The 22075-nt window shown below is 70.8% G+C and carries 19 protein-coding genes; 15 read left to right on the plus strand and 4 right to left on the minus strand.

Annotated elements, in window-relative coordinates; translation table 11 throughout:
* Positions 1–105: 105 nt before the first annotated feature.
* Genes ACFPYL_RS07385 through ACFPYL_RS07395 form a run of 3 tightly spaced genes read left to right on the plus strand, consistent with a single transcriptional unit; the run spans position 106 to position 3553 of the window.
* Positions 106–909 carry a hypothetical protein gene (locus ACFPYL_RS07385; RefSeq protein ID WP_379152428.1) on the plus strand — a complete coding sequence of 268 codons (804 nt, stop codon included), beginning with the start codon at positions 106–108 and terminating at the stop codon, positions 907–909.
* Complete coding sequence (locus tag ACFPYL_RS07390) at positions 910–2763, plus strand: fumarate reductase/succinate dehydrogenase flavoprotein subunit (protein ID WP_379152431.1); 1854 nt, start codon at positions 910–912, stop codon at positions 2761–2763.
* Positions 2764–2776: 13 nt separating this feature from the next.
* Complete coding sequence (locus ACFPYL_RS07395; RefSeq protein WP_379152434.1) at positions 2777–3553, plus strand: succinate dehydrogenase/fumarate reductase iron-sulfur subunit; 777 nt, start codon at positions 2777–2779, stop codon at positions 3551–3553.
* A 10-nt stretch (positions 3554–3563) separates the two neighbouring features.
* Here ACFPYL_RS07395 and ACFPYL_RS07400 read toward each other — a convergent pair whose 3' ends face one another.
* On the minus strand, positions 3564–3707 hold the full coding sequence (locus ACFPYL_RS07400; protein WP_379152436.1) for a hypothetical protein: 144 nt from the start codon (positions 3705–3707) through the stop codon (positions 3564–3566).
* A gap of 294 nt (positions 3708–4001) precedes the next feature.
* Positions 4002–4244 (minus strand): HNH endonuclease signature motif containing protein, encoded by a 243-nt coding sequence (locus tag ACFPYL_RS07405; protein WP_379155389.1) that lies wholly within the window; start codon positions 4242–4244, stop codon positions 4002–4004.
* A gap of 1414 nt (positions 4245–5658) precedes the next feature.
* Between ACFPYL_RS07405 and ACFPYL_RS07410 the strand changes: the two genes are divergently transcribed.
* The 3 genes from ACFPYL_RS07410 to meaB are packed head-to-tail and all read left to right on the plus strand — an operon-like array spanning position 5659 to position 10447.
* Entirely contained in the window at positions 5659–7359 is a 1701-nt protein-coding gene (locus ACFPYL_RS07410; protein ID WP_379152439.1) for a methylmalonyl-CoA mutase family protein, read from the plus strand.
* A gap of 32 nt (positions 7360–7391) precedes the next feature.
* Positions 7392–9473, plus strand: coding sequence for a methylmalonyl-CoA mutase (gene scpA, locus ACFPYL_RS07415; protein WP_379155392.1), 2082 nt, complete (start codon positions 7392–7394; stop codon positions 9471–9473).
* The gene (meaB, locus tag ACFPYL_RS07420; RefSeq protein WP_379152442.1) at positions 9473–10447 is read left to right on the plus strand and encodes a methylmalonyl Co-A mutase-associated GTPase MeaB; all 975 of its coding nucleotides are present in this window, start codon (positions 9473–9475) and stop codon (positions 10445–10447) included. The genes scpA and meaB overlap by 1 nt, the downstream gene beginning before the upstream one ends.
* On the opposite strand, the gene ACFPYL_RS07425 is transcribed toward meaB, so the two are convergent.
* The gene (locus ACFPYL_RS07425; protein WP_379152445.1) at positions 10432–10908 is read right to left on the minus strand and encodes a response regulator transcription factor; all 477 of its coding nucleotides are present in this window, start codon (positions 10906–10908) and stop codon (positions 10432–10434) included. The two genes, meaB and ACFPYL_RS07425, sit on opposite strands and share 16 nt — an antisense overlap.
* A gap of 233 nt (positions 10909–11141) precedes the next feature.
* Between ACFPYL_RS07425 and ACFPYL_RS07430 the strand changes: the two genes are divergently transcribed.
* From ACFPYL_RS07430 to ACFPYL_RS07470, 9 genes are all read left to right on the plus strand, one after another.
* Positions 11142–12251, plus strand: a complete 1110-nt coding sequence (locus ACFPYL_RS07430) for a ScyD/ScyE family protein (protein ID WP_379152448.1) — start codon at positions 11142–11144, stop codon at positions 12249–12251.
* 81 nt (positions 12252–12332) lie between these two features.
* On the plus strand, positions 12333–13541 hold the full coding sequence (locus ACFPYL_RS07435) for an amidohydrolase (RefSeq protein WP_379152451.1): 1209 nt from the start codon (positions 12333–12335) through the stop codon (positions 13539–13541).
* A gap of 154 nt (positions 13542–13695) precedes the next feature.
* Entirely contained in the window at positions 13696–14754 is a 1059-nt protein-coding gene (locus tag ACFPYL_RS07440; RefSeq protein WP_379152454.1) for a BMP family lipoprotein, read from the plus strand.
* Positions 14755–14866: 112 nt separating this feature from the next.
* Complete coding sequence (locus tag ACFPYL_RS07445; protein WP_379152457.1) at positions 14867–16417, plus strand: ABC transporter ATP-binding protein; 1551 nt, start codon at positions 14867–14869, stop codon at positions 16415–16417.
* A complete protein-coding gene (locus tag ACFPYL_RS07450; RefSeq protein ID WP_379152460.1) occupies positions 16414–17523 on the plus strand; it encodes an ABC transporter permease in 1110 nt (369 codons plus the stop codon). The genes ACFPYL_RS07445 and ACFPYL_RS07450 overlap by 4 nt, the downstream gene beginning before the upstream one ends.
* Positions 17520–18788 (plus strand): ABC transporter permease, encoded by a 1269-nt coding sequence (locus ACFPYL_RS07455; protein WP_379152463.1) that lies wholly within the window; start codon positions 17520–17522, stop codon positions 18786–18788. Before ACFPYL_RS07450 ends, ACFPYL_RS07455 begins: the two co-directional genes overlap by 4 nt.
* A complete protein-coding gene (locus tag ACFPYL_RS07460; protein WP_379152466.1) occupies positions 18785–19171 on the plus strand; it encodes a cytidine deaminase in 387 nt (128 codons plus the stop codon). The genes ACFPYL_RS07455 and ACFPYL_RS07460 overlap by 4 nt, the downstream gene beginning before the upstream one ends.
* Positions 19143–20306 (plus strand): cytochrome P450, encoded by a 1164-nt coding sequence (locus ACFPYL_RS07465; RefSeq protein ID WP_379152468.1) that lies wholly within the window; start codon positions 19143–19145, stop codon positions 20304–20306. Before ACFPYL_RS07460 ends, ACFPYL_RS07465 begins: the two co-directional genes overlap by 29 nt.
* Positions 20299–21597 (plus strand): thymidine phosphorylase, encoded by a 1299-nt coding sequence (locus ACFPYL_RS07470; protein ID WP_379152471.1) that lies wholly within the window; start codon positions 20299–20301, stop codon positions 21595–21597. Before ACFPYL_RS07465 ends, ACFPYL_RS07470 begins: the two co-directional genes overlap by 8 nt.
* Here ACFPYL_RS07470 and ACFPYL_RS07475 read toward each other — a convergent pair.
* Positions 21594–22046 carry a MaoC family dehydratase gene (locus ACFPYL_RS07475; protein ID WP_379152473.1) on the minus strand — a complete coding sequence of 151 codons (453 nt, stop codon included), beginning with the start codon at positions 22044–22046 and terminating at the stop codon, positions 21594–21596. The genes ACFPYL_RS07470 and ACFPYL_RS07475 overlap by 4 nt on opposite strands.
* Positions 22047–22075 lie beyond the last annotated feature (29 nt).

Below are 22075 nucleotides of genomic sequence, written 5' to 3' on the forward strand. Positions count from 1 at the left end.
AGAACACGTTCTCGAATATCTCGGTGTGGGCCCTTTCACATCGGGCCCCCAATGTGCAGACTCACCTAGCACGACCACGACCGGCCCTATCGATCGGAGGCGCGGATGGCGACAGATCTGACGGGTGTGGACGGGCCGACGAGGGCCCGGATCAATGCGAAGACGCTTCGCACCGACAGATGGTGGCTCTATCCGGCGACGACCTTCGTGGTCTTCGCGGCGTTCATCGTCTACTCGACGTGGCGCGCCTTCTCCGGTGCGAACTACTTCTCCGAGCCCTACCTGTCGCCGTTCTACTCGCCGTGCCTCAGCAACGAGTGCGTGTCGGGCGCGTCCGACTTCGGGCAGCCGTTCGGCGGCTGGCCGCTGTCGCCGGCGCTGCTGATCCTGATCTTCCCGCTCGGCTTCCGGCTGACCTGCTACTACTACCGCAAGGCCTACTACCGGTCGTTCTGGCTGTCGCCGCCCGCCTGCGCGGTCGCCGAGCCGCACACGAAGTACACGGGCGAGACCCGCTTCCCGCTGCTCGCGCAGAACGTCCACCGCTGGTTCTGGTACGCCGCGGTCCTGGTCGCGCTGGTCCTGACGTACGACGTGGTGCTCGCGTTCGGCCCCGCGGAGGGCGAGTCCGACGGCATCCACATGGGCCTGGGCACGCTGATCATGCTCGTCAACGTCGTCTTCATCTGGCTCTACACCCTGGGCTGCCACTCCTGCCGGCACATCATGGGCGGCCGGCTGCGGCACTTCTCCAAGCACCCGGTCCGCTACAAGCTGTGGGGCTGGGCCTCGAAGCTCAACGGCCAGCACGCCCGGTGGGCCTGGTTCTCCCTGGTGTCCGTGGCGCTGACCGACTTCTACATCTACCTGCTCGCGACCGGCGCCTTCGACGACCCGAGGTTCTTCTAAATGAGTGAGTCGACCCGACACCCGATGACGGGCAACGAGATGTCCGGCGCCAGCGAGGGCGGCATGGAGCGCCACACGTACGACGTGGTCGTGGTCGGCGCGGGCGGTGCCGGTCTCCGGGCCGCGATCGCCGCGCACGAGGCCGGCGCGCGCACGGCTGTCGTCTGCAAGTCGTTGCTCGGCAAGGCGCACACAGTGATGGCCGAGGGCGGCATCGCCGCGGCCATGGGCAACCGCTGGCCCGAGGACAACTGGGAGGTGCACTTCCGCGACACCATGCGTGGCGGGAAGATGCTCAACAACTGGCGGATGGCCCAGCTGCACGCCCAGGAGGCGCCCGAGCGGGTGCAGGAGCTCGAGGACTGGGGTGCGCTCTTCGACCGCACCGACGACGGGCTGATCTCGCAGCGCGACTTCGGCGGCCACAAGTACGCCCGCCTCGCCCACGTCGGCGACCGCACCGGCCTGGAGATGATCCGCACCCTCCAGCAGCGCACGGTGCAGCTCGGCATCGACGTCTTCATGGAGTGCACGGTCACCGACCTCCTCAAGGACGGAGACCGGATCTCCGGCGCCATCGGCTACTGGCGCGAGAGCGGCCGCTTCATCACCTTCGACGCGCCCAGCGTGATCCTCGCGACCGGCGGCATCGGCAAGTCCTTCAAGGTCACCTCGAACTCGTGGGAGTACACCGGTGACGGCCACGCGCTCGCGATGCGCGCGGGTGCGGCGCTGATCAACATGGAGTTCGTGCAGTTCCACCCGACCGGCATGGTGTGGCCACCGTCGGTGAAGGGGCTGCTGGTCACGGAGTCGGTGCGCGGCGACGGCGGCATCCTCAAGAACTCCGAGGGCAAGCGCTTCATGTTCGACTACATCCCGGAGTTCTTCAAGGCAGAGACGGCCGACACGATCGAGGAGGCCGACCGCTGGTACGACGACAAGAAGAACAACCGGCGTCCTCCCGAGCTGCTGCCCCGGGACGAGGTGGCCCGGGCCATCAACTCCGAGATCAAGGCCGGTCGAGGGACGCCGCACGGTGGCATCTACCTCGACATCGCCTCCCGTCGTACGCCGGAGTTCATCCGCAAGCGGCTGCCGTCGATGTACCACCAGTTCAAGGAGCTGGCCGACGTCGACATCACGGCCGAGCCGATGGAGATCGGGCCGACCTGCCACTACGTGATGGGCGGCGTCGAGGTGGACGCCGACACCCAGGAGAGCGCGGTCACCGGGCTGTACGCCGTGGGGGAGTGCTCCGGCGGCATGCACGGCTCCAACCGGCTCGGCGGCAACTCGCTGGGCGACCTGCTGGTCTTCGGCAAGCGCGCCGGCGAGGCGGCCTCGGCGTACACCGCCTCGCTGGGCGACGCCCGGCCCGCGGTCTCCGAGGACGACGTGAAGGCCGCGCAGGCGAGTGCGCTGGCGCCGTTCGAGGTCGAGGGCGGGGAGAACCCGTACACGATCCAGCACGACCTGCAGCAGTCCATGAACGACCTGGTCGGCATCATCCGCACGGCGTCGGAGCTCGAGGAGTCGCTGCGCGAGATCGAGGTCTTCAAGGAGCGCGCCAAGGGGATGGTCGTCGAGGGGCACCGGCAGTACAACCCCGGCTGGCACCTCGCGCTCGACCTGCGCAACATGCTGATCGTGAGTGAGTGCATCGCCAAGGCGGCGCTCGCCCGCGAGGAGTCGCGGGGTGGTCACACGCGTGACGACTTCCCCAAGACCGACGCCGAGGTGTGGGGCAAGAAGAACCTCGTGGTCACGCTCAACGCCGCCGGTGATGGCGTGGACCTCGCCGAGAAGCCGCTCCCGGTGATGCCGGACGAGCTCAAGAAGTACTTCGAGTAAGGGAGTCACCGACATGGGCTACGACCTGAAGATGCGCATCTGGCGCGGCGACCAGAGCGGCGGCGACCTCGGCGACTACACCGTCGAGGTGTCCGAGGGCGAGGTCGTCCTCGACGCCCTCCACCGGGTGCAGGCAACCCAGGCCGGCGACCTCGCGATCCGCTGGAACTGCAAGGCCGGCAAGTGCGGGTCCTGCTCCGCCGAGATCAACGGCCGCCCCCGGCTGCTCTGCATGACCCGCTTGTCCGACTTCGAGCCGACCGAGACGATCACGGTCACGCCGATGCGGACCTTCCCGGTGATCCGCGACCTGGTCACCGACGTCTCGTTCAACTACGAGAAGGCCAAGGAGCTGCCGTACGCCGAGCTCCCGCCGCGCGACCCCGACGGCAAGCGCCGGATGGCGCAGATCGACGTCGAGCGGGGCCAGGAGTTCCGCAAGTGCATCGAGTGCTTCCTGTGCCAGGACACCTGCCACGTCGTGCGCGACCACGAGGAGAACAAGCCGGCCTTCGCCGGGCCGCGGTTCTTCCTCCGGTACGCCGAGCTCGACATGCACCCCCTCGACACCCACGACCGCCGCGCGCTCGCCCAGGGCGCGGCCGGCCTCGGGATGTGCAACATCACCAAGTGCTGCACCGAGGTGTGCCCGGAGGGCATCAAGATCACCGACAACGCGATCATCCCGATGAAGGAGCGCGTGGTCGACCGCAAGTACGACCCGCTGGTGTGGCTCGGCAACAAGATCGGCATCCGCAACAAGGACTACGACGGCCGCACCGAGGTCTAGCCGGTCGGCCTCAGCTCAACAGGCTCACGAACGCCCGCGACGCGACGTACGTCGCCCCGCCGAGTGCTGCCGCGACGAGGGCCGTCACCAGCACGATGGTGAGGAACGCGCGCAACGCGGCGCTCCGCTTGGTCTGCTCACTGACGACGGACATGGGTGCTCCCTCCCGAGGGGTCCTGACACCACTAAGGACGCACCTGCCGTGCCCCGCGTTGCCCCGCTCAGGTCACGACCTGGTCACGGTTGTCAGGACGCCGGATGAACGCAGCGCCGCGGTCCGTGGTGGTCGCCGTGGGTGACGCGAGGGACGGGATACGTGGTCACCGTTCGCTGTGGTTGCGGGGGCGATTTCCAGTGGCTGGTCGGCCTGCGGGTCCGCTCGGGTCGACCGTTGTGGCCCGGGTAGGCATGGGAGTGGCCCCACCGGCCGTGGTCGGTGGGGCGGTGGTCAGCGGGTTCGTCGCCGTCGGTGGTCGTCGAAGGCGACGGGGTGGGTCTTGCCCTTCGGGCTGGTCCAGAGGAACGCCGTGCGGGAGGTGCGGTGGTAGGTCCAGCCGCCGAAGGTCTTGACCCGGTGGTGGAACCGGCACAACGGCGCCAGGTTCGAGCTGGTGGTCTTCCCGCCCTGGTTGTAGGGCTGGATGTGGTCGAGGTCGCAACCCCGGGCTTCCTTGTTGCAGTGCGGGAACACGCACGTCGGCGTGACGAGGATGGCTTGTTCGCGTTGCCGGTCCGTGGGGGTGTACCGGTCGACGGTGATCTCCTCGGACAGGTCCAACACGGGCCGGAGCGAGACCTTCGTGCCTTGCTGGGTGCACCACTCGAACAGCTGCTCGATGGTGGCGTAGAGCAGGTGTGCGCCTTCGACCGTCACGATGCCGTGGGCTTCGTCGGGCTGGTGGTGGGCATAGATCACCACCTCCCGCGGGACCGCTGCGTCGCCGCCGAGCTGTCCGGCGGCCATGGCGCGGCGGATGTCCAGGTCCAGCTCGGGGTGGTCGGTGAGGAGGGCGTGGGCGCCGGCCTTGATCTGTGCCTCGAGCGCGAGGGCGTCGGTGTAGTCCAGAAGCCCGGACACGGGGACGAGTCCGTCGTTGAGGTGGGTGACGGTGAGACCGATGTCGAGGTGCTGGTCGCGGGACCTATCCAGGCGTACGCCTTCGGCGTGCTCGGGGTCTGCTTCGGCAGCGGCGGTCTCGACCGCGTTCTCGACCTTGACCCAGGAGCACGCCTCGAGGACCGGGGCGAGGTCCCGGTCCACGCTGGCGGCGGCGATGGGGTCGAGGCGGCGGGTGCGGTCGGTGACCCGACGCACCTTCCACACCGCGACCTCACCGGCCATCGCACGCGCCCAGATCCGGGGGAGTCGGTACTTGGCTTCCAGGGCGGCACCGAGGAACGCCCGGCCCTGGTGAGCGGTCATCCCACACGCGGCGGCGAACTCGGCGACCGCGAACTCGCTCATGCCGGGGGCGCCTTCGCCGGCCAGGGCGATCGGTTGGTCGCCGAACATCACCAGCTCACCCAGCTCGTCGACCACCGCGTCCTCCACCGGTGCCGGGTGCGCTTCGGCCCACCGGGCGGCGAGCTCGAACTTCTTCGCTGCGGCGAGTCGTTCGGCGAGGTCGGCCTCGGTCGCGCACGCCAACAGGTCCCGCAGCTGCGGGTCCTGGGTCCGGGTGCGTCGAGCCATGCTCGATCCTACCACGATTCGAACACATGTGCGAGTCGTGCTTGCGAAGAGTTTCGACGAGCTCTACCAGTAGCGGGGTGGTGGTTTCGAGGCTCGCTGCGCTCGCACCTCAACCACCGTGTGCCGGGAAGCGGCCCCAATCACGAGCCTGCGGAATCCGCAGCGCAGGGGGACCGTCTGCGGGGTGGTGGTTTCGACGCTCGCTGCGCTCGCACCTCAACCACCGTGTGCCGGGAAGCGGCCCCGGCCACGAGCCCGACGTGCCCGTGTAGGAAGCCTGTCGGCGCGCGGGCTGTGGTGGTTTCGAGGCTCGCTGCGCTCGCACCTCAACCACCGGCGCCGGGCAGGCGTAGAAAGCCGAAAAGGTCACACTCTGTAGCCGACGTCACGCGGCGCTCCTATCGTTCGCTGCATGACTGTCGAGGGTGGGCTGGACGAGCCCGAGGAGCTGGAGCCTGCGCAGGGCTCGCTCGACCTGGCGGACCCGGCGGACACCTGGACGGTGGCCGACTGGGAGCGCGAGGCCGCGGCCGTGCTGCGCAAGGGCAAGCGGCTCACGGACGACGACGCCGACGACGCGGTGTGGGACAAGCTCACCCGTAGGACGCTCGACGACATCGGTGTCTGCCCGCTCGGGACGCCCGACCAGCTGATCGGGCTCGAGACCACGGGTCGTCCGACCCGGCAGGGCGACTGGGACGTGCGGGCCTACCTCGACGGCCGGGACGCGAAGGCCGCCAACGACGAGGCGCTCGTCGACCTCGACGGCGGCGTGACGAGCCTGTGGCTGCGCGTCGACGCCGACACCGACCTCGGCACGCTCCTCGACCGGGTGCTCCTCGACCTGGCGCCGGTCGTGCTCGACGGCGCCGACCCGGCGGCGTTCGCGGCCTACCTCGAGGGTCGCGAGCTGCACCCCGAGACCAACCTCGGCGTCGCCGCGGAGGACGCCACCATCGAGGTCGCGAAGCAGGCCCAGCGCCTCGAGGTCCGCGGCTTCGTCGTCGACGCCACCCGGGTCCACGACCGGGGCGCCTCGGACGCGCAGGAGCTCGGCTGGTCGATGGCCGTGGGAGCGACGTACCTCCGCACCCTGACCGCGGCCGGGCTGGGCGTCGACGAGGCGGCGAGCCTCGTCGAGTTCCGGTACGCCGCCACCGACGAGCAGTTCCCGACGATCGCCAAGCTGCGGGCCGCCCGCCGCCTGTGGGCGCGGGTGCTGGAGATGTCCCAGGGCGCGGGGGAGATGCGGCTGCACGCCGTGACGAGCCGGCCGATGATGAGCAAGTACGACCCCTGGGTCAACATGCTGCGCACCACCGTCGCGGCATTCGCCTCCGGCGTCGGCGGCGCCGACAGCGTGACGGTGCTGCCCTTCGACAGCCCGCTCGGCCGCCCCGACGCGTTCGGCCGCCGGATCGCCCGCAACACCAGCCACCTCCTCATCGACGAGTCGCACGTCGCGCACGTGGCCGACCCGGCCGGTGGCTCGTACGCCGTCGAGAAGCTCACCGACGACCTGGCCCGCGCCGGGTGGGAGGTCCTCGGGCGCCTCGACGACGCGTCCGACGCCGAGGCCGCCCTGGACGCCGAGATCGCCGCGACCGTCGAGAAGCGTGAGCGCGAGGTCGCGACGCGCAAGCGGCCGATCACCGGCCTGACCGAGTTCCCCCACCTCGGCGAGGCGCTGCCGGAGCGGGAGGCGAGCGACGACTGGGACGCCGTCCGCTCCTATGGCGCCAGCTTCGAGGCGCTCCGCGACGAGCCCGCGACGACCACGGTGCACCTGGCCACGATCGGCACCGTCGCGCAGCACACCGCGCGGGCGACGTTCGCGACCAACCTCCTCGCCGCCGGCGGCATCGCGGTGGCGCAGGACCCCGGCCGCGTGGTGTGCGTGGCCGGCACCGACGCGGCGTACGACGAGCAGGGCGCCGAGGTCGCAGCCGAGCTGCGCGAGAACGGCGCCGAGTGGGTCATCGTCGCGGGCAAGCCGCGCGACTGGGCCGACGACTCCTGCGCGATGGGCGTCGACGCCCTGGACTTCCTGACCCGGACGAGGCTTGTCCTGAGTGCGCGAGGGACGAGCGGTATCGAAGGGAGCAAGCTGTGACCGTCCCGCAGAGCTTCAGTGGCGAGCCCTGGATGTCCCCGGAGGGCATCGAGATCAAGCCGTCGTACGACGAGAGCGACCTCGAGGGCCTCGACGCCCTGGGCACGTTCCCGGGCCTGAGCCCGTTCCTGCGCGGGCCCTACCCGACGATGTACACGACCCAGCCGTGGACGATCCGGCAGTACGCCGGCTTCTCCACCGCCGAGGAGTCCAACGCGTTCTACCGCCGCAACCTCGCGGCCGGCCAGAAGGGCCTGTCGGTCGCCTTCGACCTCGCCACCCACCGCGGCTACGACTCCGACCACCCGCGGGTGCGCGGGGACGTCGGCATGGCGGGTGTGGCGATCGACTCGATCTACGACACCCGCACCCTCTTCGACGGCATCCCGCTCGACGAGATGTCGGTGTCGATGACCATGAACGGCGCCGTCCTGCCGGTGCTCGCCCTCTACATCGCGGCGGCCGAGGAGCAGGGGGTGAAGCCGGAGCAGCTCGCGGGGACGATCCAGAACGACATCCTCAAGGAGTTCATGGTCCGCAACACCTACATCTACCCGCCGGCGCCGTCGATGCGGATCATCTCCGACATCTTCAGCTACACCTCGGCGAAGATGCCGCGCTTCAACTCGATCTCGATCTCCGGCTACCACATCCAGGAGGCCGGGGCGACGGCCGACCTGGAGCTCGCGTACACGCTGGCCGACGGCGTCGAGTACATCCGCGCCGGCCTCGACACCGGCATGACGATCGACCAGTTCGCGCCGCGGCTCTCCTTCTTCTGGGCGATCGGCATGAACTTCTTCATGGAGGTCGCCAAGATGCGCGCGGCCCGGGCGCTGTGGGCGCGGCTGGTGCGCGAGTTCGACCCGCAGAACCCGAAGTCGCTGAGCCTGCGCACCCACAGCCAGACCTCCGGCTGGTCGCTCACCGCCCAGGACGTCTTCAACAACGTGCAGCGCACCGCCATCGAGGCGATGGCCGCGACCCAGGGCCACACCCAGTCGCTGCACACCAACGCCCTCGACGAGGCGATCGCGCTGCCGACCGACTTCTCCGCGCGGATCGCCCGCAACACCCAGCTGCTGCTCCAGCAGGAGAGCGGTACGACGGGCACGATCGACCCCTGGGCCGGCAGCTACTACGTGGAGCGGCTGACCCACGACCTCGCCGAGCGCGCGTGGGCGCACATCCAGGAGGCCGAGCAGGCCGGCGGCATGGCCGCCGCGATCGAGCAGGGCATCCCGAAGATGCGCATCGAGGAGGCGGCCGCCCGCACCCAGGCGCGGATCGACTCCGGCGCGCAGAAGGTCATCGGCGTCAACACCTACCGGCTCGCGGCCGAGGACAAGCTCGACGTCCTCAAGGTCGACAACGACGACGTCTACCGCCAGCAGGTGGCCAAGCTCGAGCGGCTGCGCGCGGAGCGCCACGACGACGACGTACGCCGTGCGCTCGAGGCCCTGACGAGCTCGGCCGAACGCGGCGCCGAGAAGGGCAGCCTCGACGGCAACCTGCTCGCCCTCGCCGTCGACGCCGCCCGCGCCAAGGCCACGGTCGGCGAGATCTCCGACGCGCTGGAGAAGGTCTACGGCCGGCACCAGGCCGTGATCCGTACGATCAGCGGCGTGTACCGCGACGAGTCGAGCCAGGGCGACGGCACCCTCGTCCAGCAGGTCCTCGCCGCGACCGAGGAGTTCGAGGAGGCCGAGGGCCGCCGCCCGCGCATCCTGGTCGCGAAGATGGGTCAGGACGGCCACGACCGCGGCCAGAAGGTCATCGTCAGCGCCTTCGCGGACATGGGCTTCGACGTCGACGTGGGGCCGCTCTTCTCGACCCCCGAGGAGGTCGCCCAGCAGGCGGTCGACGCCGACGTGCACATCGTCGGGGTCTCGTCGCTGGCCGCCGGCCACCTCGCGCTGCTGCCCGCGCTGAAGGCAGCGCTGGCCGAGCAGGGCCGGCCGGACATCATGGTCGTCATCGGCGGCGTGATCCCGCCCGACGACGTACCCACCCTCCAGGAGATGGGTGCGGCCGCGGTCTTCCTGCCCGGCACGGTGATCGCCGAGTCCGCGCTCGACCTGCTCGCGAAGCTGCGGGAGCAGCTCGACCACTGATGCCCTCCGTCGAGCAGCTCGTCGAGGGGATCCGGGAGGGTCGGCGCTCCGCCGTCTCGCAGGCGATCACGCTCGTCGAGTCGACGAGCCGCAAGCACCGCGAGCAGGCCCGCGAGCTGCTCACCGAGCTCGCGGGCGACGCCCAGACCGACGTGGTCAGGGTCGGCATCTCGGGGGTGCCGGGCGTCGGGAAGTCGACCTTCATCGAGGCGCTCGGCTCGCGGCTCACGGCGGCCGGTCACCGCGTCGGGGTGCTCGCGGTCGACCCGTCGAGCGTGCGCACCGGCGGCTCCGTGCTCGGCGACAAGACCCGGATGGCCCGGCTCGCCAACGACCCCCAGGCGTTCGTGCGGCCCTCGCCGAGCGCCGGCACCCTCGGCGGCGTCGCCCGCGCGACCGTGCAGGCGATGGCGGTGCTCGAGGCCGCGTCGTACGACGTGGTGCTGGTCGAGACCGTCGGCGTGGGCCAGTCCGAGGTGACCGTCGCGGGGATGGTCGACACCTTCCTCTTCCTCACCCTCGCCCGCACCGGCGACCAGCTCCAGGGCATCAAGAAGGGCATCCTCGAGATCGCCGACGTGATCGCGGTCAACAAGGCCGACGGCGACCGCCAGCAGGAGGCCAAGGTGGCCGCGCGCGACCTGGCCGGCGCGCTCCGGCTGGTGCGCGGGCACGGCGAGTGGGCGCCACCGGTCGTGACCTGCTCCGCGCTCGAGGACCACGGCGTCGACGACGTGTGGGACCGCGTCGGCGCGCACCGCGAGCACCTGGGTGACGCGGGGCTCGCCGACAAGCGCGCCCACCAGCAGCTCGACTTCACCTGGGCGCTGGTCCGCGACGAGCTCGACCAGCGGCTGCGCCACTCCGCAGGCGTGAAGGAGATCCGGGCCGAGGTCCGCGACGCGGTGCTCAGCGGAGAGCTGCCTGCCACGGTCGCGGCGGACCGGATCCTCGCGGCCTACGACGAGCGCTGAGCGGCGACCGGCGTCAGCCGGGTGGCGTCCTGCTCGGCGTACTCGATCCACAGGGGGCGCTCGGTGTCCTCGCCGAGGCCGGGGAACGCCATCGAGACGCGCTCGGCCGGCCGCCGCAGCCCGGCGAGCACGCGGCTGCGCAGCTCGCCGATCCGGAACGGCTTGGTGACGTAGTCGTCGGCGCCGGCGGCGAAGCCGTCGAGGAGGTCGGACTCGCTGGCCGATCCGCTCACGACCACGACGTACGTCGAGCTGAACTCGCGGATCTGCCGGATCACCGACCACCCGTCGGGCCCAGGAAGGCCACGGTCGACGGTGGTGACCGCGGGACGGTGGGCGCGGACGGCCTCGAGGCCGTCCGGGCCGTCGGTGGCCACGATCGGCTCGAAGCCGGCCTGCCGGAGGAGCACCGAGAGCAGGCGGGCGGTGTCGCGGTCGTCCTCGATGATGACGGCGTACATGGGTCGGCTCCTGTTCCAGGGGGGAAGTAAACAGGCGGTGTCGGGACGTGCCTGGCCCCCTCCCGGAACGGTGGGCCACGTCGACTGTCGCACGCGGCGGCCCCCGTTCGCGGGCGGCACGCCGTTGCCGCGATGTCCCGCGAGGTCGGGACCGGCGGCTCATGTGCCCGGGACTCGGGGACCGACAGGCTCGCTGCCAACCGAATCCCCACCGCTCCGGAGGCAAGCCCACCATGCGCACCACCCGACTCCTCGCGGCCGCGGCGGCCACCGCCGTCGCCGCCGGCACCCTCTCCGCGACGCCGTCCGGCGCCGCGGACCGGCCGGCCGCCAAGCCCGCCAAGCCGGCCGTCCTCGCCCGCGGCCTGCTCAGCCCGCTCAGCGTCGCGGTCGACGGCCCCGACGTCTACGTGACCCAGAACTTCGGCGGCACCCTGTCGCTGCTGCGGCAGGGCACGAAGAAGCCCCGCACGATGTACGTCGCGAAGGGCGGCGCCGAGGTCGGCGCGGTCTCCGCGCGTCGCGGCACCGTGACCTTCGCCGTCAGCGCCAGCGACAAGCAGGGCAACTACACCTCGACGCGGCTGATGCGCATCGGCGACAGCGGCAAGGCCCGCCCCTTCGCCGACCTGCTCTCCTTCGAGAAGAAGCGCAACCCCGACGGCGGCGTGACGTACGGCGCCCGCGGGATCAGCGACGAGTGCGCGGCCGCCTGGCCGGCCGAGGCGCCGCCCGCGGTCTACCCGGGCGTCGTCGACTCGCACCCCTACGCGACGTACGTGACGCGCAGGACGACGTACGTCGCGGACGCCGCGATGAACGCGATCCTCGCGGTCTCCCCGAAGGGCAGGGTGCGGACCGTCGCCGTGCTGCCCGCCGTACCGACCGAGATCACCGCGGAGCTCGCCGAGGGCCTGGGGCTCCCGGAGTGCTCGGTCGGCCTCGACTACTACTTCGAGCCGGTGCCGACCGACGTCGAGCTCGGTCCCGACGGCAAGCTCTACGTCTCGGCCCTCCCGGGTGGCCCCGAGGATCCGAGCCTCGGCGCCCGCGGCCGCGTCTTCCGGGTGAACCCGAGGACCGGCAAGGTCTCCACCCTGGCCGCCGGCCTGGTCAGCCCGGTGGGCGTCGCGGTTGCCGGCAACGGTGACGTCTACGTCTCCCAGCTCTTCTCCGGCGCGCTCGCGAGGATCAAGAAGGGCTCGTCGACCGCGCGGACCGTCCGCCAGCTCTCGATGACCGGCGACGTCGAGCTCCAGGGCGCCGACCTGGTGGTCAGCACGGACGTGCTGCCTCCCGAGGGCGCTGCACCCGATGGGAAGGTGCTGCGCTTCCGTCGCTGACCCCCACCAGCGTCGGACGAGCGAGCGGGCCCCGGGAGATCGGCCGGGGCCCGCTCGTGGCGCTCCGCTAACCTCGTGGTGATGTCGAACGCCGATCCCCATCCCGCAGCCGGCCCCGCCGGCGCCCTGGTCGACGAGGTCGTCCACGGTCTCGAGGACGAGCTGGTCGGTCTCCGGCGCGACCTGCACGCCCACCCCGAGCTGTCCTGGCGGGAGCTGCGGACGACCTCCCTGGTCGCGGCCCGGATCACGCAGGCGGGCTGGCGCGTCACCGAGCTGCCGCGCACCGGGCTGGTCGCCGAGATCGGCACCGACGGCCCGATCGTGGCGCTGCGCGCCGACCTCGACGCACTGCCGGTGCCCGACCTGACCGGCGACCCGTGGGCCAGCTCGGTCGAGGGCGTCACCCACGCCTGCGGCCACGACGTCCACACCGCCGCCCTGGTCGGTGCCGCCGTGGCGCTCGGCCGGGTCCACGAGCAGGGGCTGCTGCCGGGCCGGGTGCGGCTGCTCTTCCAGCCGGCCGAGGAGGTGATGCCCGGCGGCGCGCTGTCGCTGATCGAGCTGGGCGCCCTCGACGACGTCGACCGGATCTTCGGGCTGCACTGCGACCCCACGCTCGACGTGGGCAGCGTCGGCCTGCGCGAGGGCCCGATCACCGGGGCGGCCGACCACCTCGACGTGACGCTGTCGGGCTCCGGCGGGCACACCTCCCGCCCGCACCTGACCGAGGACCTCACCTTCGCGCTCGGCAAGGTCATCACCGAGCTGCCCGCCATCCTGTCCAGACGTCTGGACCCCCGCTCGGGGGTCAGCGTGGTCTGGGGCGTGGTGCGCGCCGGCTCGGCCCACAACGTGATCCCGGCGACCGGCCGGGTCGGCGGGACCGTCCGGATGCTCGACGCCGTCGCCTGGTCGGAGGCGGAGAAGCTGGTCCCGCTGCTCGTGGAGCAGATCGTGGCGCCGTACGGCGTGCACGCGCAGGTCGACTACCAGCGCGGGGTCCCGCCGGTGGTCAACGACATCGGCTCGATCTCGCTGCTCGCCGGCGCGGTGGAGCGGGTGCTCGGCCCGGGTGGGCACGTTCCCACCCAGCAGAGCCTCGGCGGCGAGGACTTCGGCTGGTACCTCGACCGGGTGCGCGGCGCGATGGGCCGGCTCGGGACGCGGACGCCGGGCGGACCGACGTACGACCTCCACCAGGGCAACCTGCGCGTGGACGACCGGGCCGTGGGCATCGGCGCCCGCGTGCTGGCACAGGTCGCGGCGTCGTTCCACGGCGTTCTTTGACGAAATTCGGGCCCTGGGCATGAGTATGTCCGCCCGGTCCGCATCGACTCGATAACAACTTCGTGAACCGGGCGCCCCCGCCGCAGGGAGGCCCTAGGGTTCGATCTGTTTTCTTGCGCCCCTGGGGGCGTCCACAGCTCACGAAGGAGGCGTCTTGCGGCGCACCACGAAGATTGCAGCAGTCCTGGCGGCCGGGATCCTGGCCCTCACGGCGTGCGGTAGTGACAGCGACGGCGGCAGTGACGGCGCCGCCAGCGACCCGACCTCGGCAGCGCCGAAGTCGGACGTCAAGGTCGGCATGGCCTACGACGTCGGTGGCCGCGGCGACCAGTCGTTCAACGACTCGGCCGCCGCCGGCATGGACAAGGCGACCGCCGAGTTCGGCATGACCTCGGACGAGTCCGAGGCCGAGAACGGCGAGGCCGAGAACGCCCGCGAGGAGCGCCTGCGCACCTTCGCGGACGCCGGCTACGACCCGATCATCGCGGTCGGTTTCGCGTACGCCGAGGCGCTGGGCAAGGTCTCCAAGGAGTACCCGGACGTCCACTTCGCGATCATCGACGACTCCAGCCTCGCCGACTCGCCGAACGTCGCCAGCCTGGTCTTCGCCGAGGAGCAGGGCTCGTTCCTGGTCGGTGCCGCCGCGGCGCTGAAGACCGAGTCGGACCACATCGGCTACATCGGTGGCGTCGAGACCCCCCTCCTGCAGAAGTTCGAGGCGGGCTACGTCGCGGGCGCCAAGGAGGTCAACCCGGACATCAAGATCGACACCGCCTACCTGTCGCAGCCGCCGGACTTCTCCGGCTTCGGTGACCCGGCCAAGGGCAAGACCACCGCTCAGGGCATGTACGACGCCGGCGCGGACATCGTCTACGCCGCCGCCGGTGGCTCGGGCGCGGGCGTCTTCGAGGCGGCCTCCGAGTCCGGCACCAAGGCGATCGGTGTCGACTCCGACCAGTACAACACCGCCGACCCGTCCGTGAAGGACGTCATCATGACCTCGATGCTCAAGAACGTCGACGTCGCGGTCTACGAGTACCTCAAGTCCGTCGCGGGTGGCACCTTCCCGACCGGCGTCACCACCTACGACCTCAAGGTCGACGGTGTGGGCTACTCCACCAGCGGTGGGTTCATCGACGACATCACGTCGAAGCTGGACGACTACAAGCAGCAGATCATCGACGGCAAGATCACGGTTCCGACCACGCCGTAGTACTGCAGCACCAGGTAACGGGTCCGCGGGGCGCACGCCCCGCGGGCCCGTTCCTCTTCTCCGTCCTGACCGGGTAGCGTCACGCCCGAACCTGACAAGGAGGTCACGGATCGTGTCCACCCCTGCCTCGGCCCTCGCGGCCGACCCGCCCGCCGCACCGGAGACCGCAGTTCGACTTCGCGGCATCGGCAAGCGCTTCCCGGGCGTCATCGCGAACGACAACATCAACATCGACGTCCGGCGCGGCACGATCCACGCGATCGTCGGCGAGAACGGCGCCGGCAAGTCGACGCTGATGAAGATCCTGTACGGCGTCCAGCCTCCTGACTCGGGCACCATCGAGATCAACGGCGCCGAGGTCACGCTGCACTCGCCCGCCGACGCGATCAAGGCCGGCGTGGGCATGGTCTTCCAGCACTTCATGCTGGCCGACAACCTGACCGTCCTCGAGAACGTCGTCCTCGGCGCCGAGGGCCTCCACGGCATCGGCGGCAAGGCCCGCGCCGAGATCAAGCGCATCTCCGACTCCTACGGGCTCGGCATCGAGCCCGACCGCCTGGTCGAGGACCTCGGCGTCGGCGCCCGGCAGCGCGTCGAGATCCTCAAGGTCCTCTACCGCGGCGCCCGCGTCGTCATCCTCGACGAGCCCACCGCGGTGCTGGTGCCGCAGGAGGTCGACGAGCTCTTCGGCAACCTCCGCGAGCTCAAGTCCGAGGGGCTCTCGGTCATCTTCATCTCCCACAAGCTCGACGAGGTGCTCTCCGTCGCCGACGAGATCACCGTCGTCCGCCGCGGCACGACCGTGCGCACCGTCGAGCCGCAGGGTGTCACCGCCCGCCAGCTGGCCGAGCTGATGGTCGGCTCCGAGCTGCCCTCGCCGAGCACCGAGGCATCGACCGTGACCGACAAGGTCCTGCTCAGCATCGGCCACCTCGGCCTGCCGAGCGACGAGGGCCGGCCCCTGCTCGACGACATCTCCTTCGAGATCCACAAGGGAGAGGTCCTCGGCATCGCCGGCGTCGAGGGCAACGGCCAGGCCGAGCTGGTCGAGGCCATCATGGGCATCAGGTCCGGAGTCACCGGCACCATCGAGCTCGACGGCGTCGACCTCACCAAGCGCTCGACCCAGGAGCGGCGCGAGGGGGGCATCGGCTACATCCCCGAGGACCGGCACCGCCACGGCCTGCTGCTCGACTCGCCGCTGTGGGAGAACCGGGTGCTCGGCCACCAGACCCGCGAGCCCGTCGTCAGCCACGGCCTGGTCAACAAGCGCGTCGCGCGCAACGACACCCTCCGCATCATCGAGGAGTACGACGTCCGCACGCCCGGCCCGGACGTCCTGGCCCGCGCGCTCTCCGGCGGCAACCAGCAGAAGCTGATCGTCGGTCGTGAGATGAGCGGCGAGCCGATCCTGCTGATCGCGTCCCACCCGACGCGCGGCGTCGACGTCGGCGCCCAGGCCGCGATCTGGGGCCACATCAAGAAGGCACGACGAGAAGGGTTGGCTGTGCTGCTGATCTCCGCCGACCTCGACGAGCTGATCGGACTGTCCGACCGGATCGAGGTCATCCTCCGGGGCGCCTTCGTGGGTTCGTTCGACCCGTCGGCCGTCACTCCCGAGCAACTCGGCTCGGCCATGACCGGAGCGGGGGAGGACCTGTGACCAAGGCACGCATCACGAAGCTCGGTCTCGGCGTCGCGTCGGCGCTGCTCGCCCTGCTCGCGGCGTTCGCGATCACCAGCATCGTCCTGATCGCGGCCGGCGACCCCGTCTGGGACGTCTGGAGCCAGCTGCTGTCGTGGCCGCAGACCCGCAACTGGGCCAACATCATCAACAACGCGATGGTGCTCTACCTCTCCGGCCTGGCCGTCGCCGTCGGCTTCCGGATGAACCTCTTCAACATCGGCGTCGACGGTCAGTACCGTGTCGCGGCCTTCGCCGCGGCGGTCGTGGCCGGCGAGGCGTGGCTGCCTGGCTACCTCAACACCGCGCTCGCCATCGTCTGCGCGATGGCGGTGGGCGCGCTCTGGGCCGGCATCGCCGGCGTCCTGCGCGCCACCCGCGGCGTCAGCGAGGTCATCTCGACGATCATGCTGAACTTCATCGCGACCAGCCTGGTCGCCTACCTGCTGCGCGAGGCCGCCGTCCGTGAGGAGGGCAGCAACAACATCGGGACCAAGACCATCCCCGAGGGCAGTCGGATCCCCAACATCGGCCTGGGCGACGGCATCAGCCACATCTACGGCTTCATCGTGATCGTGGCCCTGACCGGGTTCCTCTTCTGGTTCGTCATCAACAAGACGCGCTTCGGCTTCGACCTCCGGGCGACCGGTCAGTCGCCGACCGCGGCGATCGCGAGCGGCATCAGCGTCAAGAAGATGACGATCACCGCGATGCTGATCTCCGGTGCGGTCGCGGGCCTGGTCGGCCTGCCGATCCTCTTCGGTGACAGCTACAACTACGGCTCGACCTTCCAGTCGGGTCTCGGCTTCGCCGGGATCGCGATCGCGCTGCTGGGTCGCAACAACCCGATCGGGATCGCCTTCGGCGCGCTGCTCTTCGCCTACCTCGACGAGCAGTCCAACCCGCTCCAGATCCTGGTCGGCGTCGCCCCCGAGATCGTCGCCATCACCCAGGGCGTCATCGTGCTGACCGTGGTCATCTCCTACGAGCTGGTGCGCAGGTACGGCGTACGACTCGAGCAGCGGGAGGTGGCGCGCGCCTTGGCCACGTCCCGTCCCGACCAGCCCGAGGAGGTCAAGGCATGAGCGTCCCCGCCACGGCGACGGGTGTCGTCGACGCACCCACCTCGCCGAAGCGCCAGCGTCGGCTGCCGCGCTGGTGGTTCGCCGCCGCGCTGGTCTTCGTGCTGGCCTTCCTGTCGCTGCTGCAGACGATCACCGGCGCCAACGACCTGGTGTCGTCCGGCACCATCGCCGCGACCCTCGTCGCCACCATCCCGATCATGCTCGCCGGTCTCGGCGGCCTCTGGTCGGAGCGAGCGGGCGTCGTCAACATCGGCCTCGAGGGCATGATGATCCTCGGCACCTGGGGCGCCGGCTACTTCGGCTACCACCACGGCCCGTGGGCCGGTGTCGCCGGCGCGATCGTGATGGGCATGCTCGGCGGCCTCGTGCACGCGATCGCGACCGTCACGTTCGGCGTCGACCACATCATCTCCGGTGTCGCGATCAACATCATTGCCTTGGGCGCCGTGCAGTACCTCGCCTCGCTGACCTTCGTCGGCCTGCCGGGCGGCGGTCAGACCCAGTCGCCCAAGATCGACGACGTCCAGACGATCACGATCACCTCGCTCGGCGACCACCTGCTGACGGTGGAGCAGAAGGACATCTTCTTCATCTCGCCGCTGGCGGCGCTCGGCCGGGCACTGGTCACCAACCTGTCGGTGCTCACGTTGCTGTCGCTCCTGCTGCTCGTGGTGACGTCGTGGGTGCTGTGGCGCACCTCGTTCGGGCTCCGGCTGCGCTCGTGCGGCGAGAGCCCGGCGGCGGCGGAGTCGCTCGGCGTGCACGTGCTCCGCTACAAGTTCGCGGCCGTGCTGATCTCCGGCGGCCTCGCGGGCCTGGCCGGCGGCTTCCTGGTGATGGTCGCGGCGAGCAACTACCGCGACGGCCAGACGGGCGGTCGCGGCTACATCGGCCTCGCGGCGATGATCTTCGGCAACTGGCGACCCGGTGGGCTGCTGGCGGGCGCCGGGCTGTTCGGCTACACCGACACGCTCGGCCTGCGCCAGGGCGGCGACTCGGTGCACGCCCTGCTGCTCGCGGTCGCCATCCTCGCCATCGCCGCTGCCGCGTGGCAGGCCCGCCAGGGCCAGCAGCGTGCGGCGGTCCTCACCGGGGCGACCGCGGTCGTGATCGCCGCGGTCTACTTCGCGATCGACGAGGTGCCGAGCGACTTCGTGACGATGACGCCGTACGTCGTGACCCTGCTGGTGCTGGCCTTCGCCTCGCAACGGCTACGCATGCCGGCCGCCGACGGGCAGATATACCGCAAGGGCAGCGCAGGGTGACCTTCGACTGGGAGTCGCTGAAGGCCGCCGCCGAGGAGGCGGTCACGCACGCCTACGCGCCGTACTCGCACTTCTCGGTCGGCGCCGCCGCGACCGTCGACGACGGCCGGGTGGTGACCGGCTGCAACGTCGAGAACGCGGCGTACGGCGTCGCGCTGTGCGCCGAGTGCGGGCTGGTCAGCCAGCTGCACATCACCGGCGGTGGCCGGCTGACGCACTTCGTGTGCGTCAACGGCGACCGTGAGGTGATCATGCCGTGCGGCCGCTGCCGCCAGCTGCTGTACGAGAACGGCGGACCCGACCTGCAGCTGTGGACGGTGTCCGGGATCAAGACGATGGACGAGGTGCTGCCCGATGCGTTCGGTCCCGACGACCTCGATTGACCTGACCGACCCCGACGTCGTCGCCGATCCCTACCCGCACTTCGCGCGCGAGCGCGAGCAGCACGCGGTGGCCTGGCACGAGCCGTCGGGGATGTACCTGACCTTCGCGCACGCGACGGTCGGCCAGGTGCAGCGTGACCGCCGGCTGGGCCGGCTCTGGGCCGACAAGGAGCCGCTCGACTACCTCGAGCCGTTCAACCTCCTGCACCGCAACCAGATGATGGAGAACGAGCCGCCGGCGCACACCCGGCTGCGCCGCCCGGTCGCCAAGGCGTTCGCGCGCGGCCACATCGAGCGGCTCCGGCCGCGGGTGCGCGAGATCGCGGGCGGCCTGCTCGCCGACCTCGACCCCGCAGGCTTCGACATCATCGAGGGGTACGCCGAGCCGCTGCCGGTGCTGGTGATCGCCGACCTGCTCGGCGTCCCGCGCTCCTACGCCCACGACCTGCGCGACTGGTCGCAGGCGATCGTGAGGATGTACGAGGTCGCGCCGTCGCAGCAGACGGTCGACGACGCCGTGCGCGCGGCGACGGACTTCGCGGGTCTGGTGCGCGAGCTCGTGGGGGAGCGCCGTACGACGCCCGCCGACGACCTGATCACCGACCTGGTGGCCACCGAGCTCACCGAGGACGAGGTCGTGGCGGCCGTGGTGCTGCTGCTCAACGCCGGCCACGAGGCCTCCGTCAACGTCTTCGGCAACGGCCTGACCGCGATGCTGCGTCGCGGGCTGACGCCTGGCGCCGACGTACCGGCGACCGTCGAGGAGATGCTCCGCTTCGACTCCGCGCTGCAGCTCTTCGAGCGGACCGCGATGGAGGACGTGGAGGTCGGCGACATCGTCGTCGAGGAGGGGCAGAAGATCGCCGCGCTGCTCGGGGCGGCCAACCGCGACCCCGAGGTCTTCGACCAGCCGGACGAGTTCCGGGTGGATCGAGACCCCAACAACCACCTGGCTTTCGGCGTCGGTGTGCACTTCTGCCTCGGCGCACCGCTCGCGCGGATGGAGCTCGCCGAGTCCCTCCCCGCGCTGTTCGAGACCTTCCCCGACCTGACCCTGGCCGACGAGCCGGTCAGTCGCGGGACCTTCGTGCTGCGGGGCTACCGCAGCGTCCCTGTGAGAGGAACCCATGCCTGAGCCGACCCCGGTCCACGATGCCGTCGAGGTCATCTCCGCCAAGCGCGACCGGCACGAGCTGAGCGACAGCCAGATCGACTGGGTCGTCGACGCCTACACCCGTGGGGTCGTCGCCGACGAGCAGATGTCCGCGCTCGCGATGGCGATCCTGCTCAACGGGATGGACCGGCGCGAGATCGCCCGCTGGACCGCCGCGATGATCGCGTCGGGGGAGCGGATGGACTTCTCGGGGCTCTCGCGCCCGACCGCCGACAAGCACTCGACCGGTGGCGTCGGCGACAAGATCACGTTGCCGCTGGCCCCGCTGGTGGCGGCGTGCGGCGTCGCCGTACCCCAGCTGTCCGGGCGCGGCCTCGGCCACACGGGCGGCACGCTCGACAAGCTCGAGTCGATCCCCGGCTGGCGCGCGGCGCTGTCGAACGACGAGATGTTCGCGCAGCTCGAGTCGCTCGGTGCCGTGATCTGCGCGGCCGGCGACGGCCTGGCGCCCGCCGACAAGAAGCTCTACGCCCTGCGTGACGTCACCGGCACCGTCGAGGCGATCCCGCTGATCGCGTCGTCGATCATGTCGAAGAAGATCGCCGAGGGCACCGGCGCGCTGGTGCTCGACGTGAAGGTCGGCACCGGCGCGTTCATGAAGGACGTCGACGCGGCCCGCGAGCTCGCGGAGACGATGGTCACGCTCGGCCAGGACGCCGGCGTCCACACCGTCGCGCTGCTCACCGACATGTCCACGCCGCTCGGGCTGACCGCCGGCAACGCGATCGAGGTCCAGGAGTCGGTCGACGTGCTGGCCGGCGGCGGTCCCGCCGACGTCGTCGAGCTGACCCTCGCCCTGGCCCGCGAGATGCTCGCCGGCGCCGGGCGCGGCGACGTCGACCCCGCCGACAAGCTGGCCGACGGCTCCGCGATGGACGCCTGGCACCGGATGATCCAGGCCCAGGGCGGCGACTCGAACGCTGCGCTCCCGACCGCGCGCGAGCAGCACGTCGTGGCCGCGCCGACGTCCGGCGTGCTGACCCGGCTGGACGCGATGGCCGTCGGCCTCGCCGCGTGGCGTCTCGGCGCCGGCAGGGCCCGCAAGGAGGACCCGGTGCAGGCCGGAGCCGGCGTCGTGTGGCACGCCCGGCCGGGCGACGCCGTCACCGCCGGGCAGCCGTTGTTCACGCTGCTCACCGACGACGAGCACCGCTTCGAGCGCGCGCTCGCCTCGCTCGAGGGCGGCTACGACATCGGCACCGAGGGCTCGTCGTACGACGCGACGCCGCTCGTGATCGACCGGATCGGCTAGGGGAGCAGCAGGACGACGGTCTCGGCGACGCAGGCCGGCTTGGCCTCGTCCTCGATCTCGATCGTGTAGCGGATCGTCGCCTGCTTGCCCTTCGGCAGGTCGGCGACGTCGGCGATCGCGACGTGGGCGCGGATCCGCTTGCCGACCAGGACGGGGTTCGGGAAGCGGACCTTGTTGGTGCCGTAGTTGAGCTTCGCGCCGGGCGTCTCGAAGCTGAGCACCTGGCTTCCGAGGAACGGCACCAGCGACAGCGTGAGGTAGCCGTGCGCGATGGTCCCGCCGAAGGGGCCGTCCTTCGCACGGTCGACGTCGACGTGGATCCACTGGTGATCGCCGGTCGCCTCGGCGAACCGGTCCACCCGCTCCTGGTCGATCGTCAGCCACTCGGAGGTGCCGAGCTCCTCGCCGACCGCCGCGGACACTTCATCGAGAGTCGTGAACGTGCGCATGCATGGAACCTATCCGGTCTGCTTGGATC

Origin of the sequence: Nocardioides hankookensis (assembly GCF_042658885.1) — a bacterium.
Lineage (GTDB): Bacteria > Actinomycetota > Actinomycetes > Propionibacteriales > Nocardioidaceae > Nocardioides > Nocardioides hankookensis.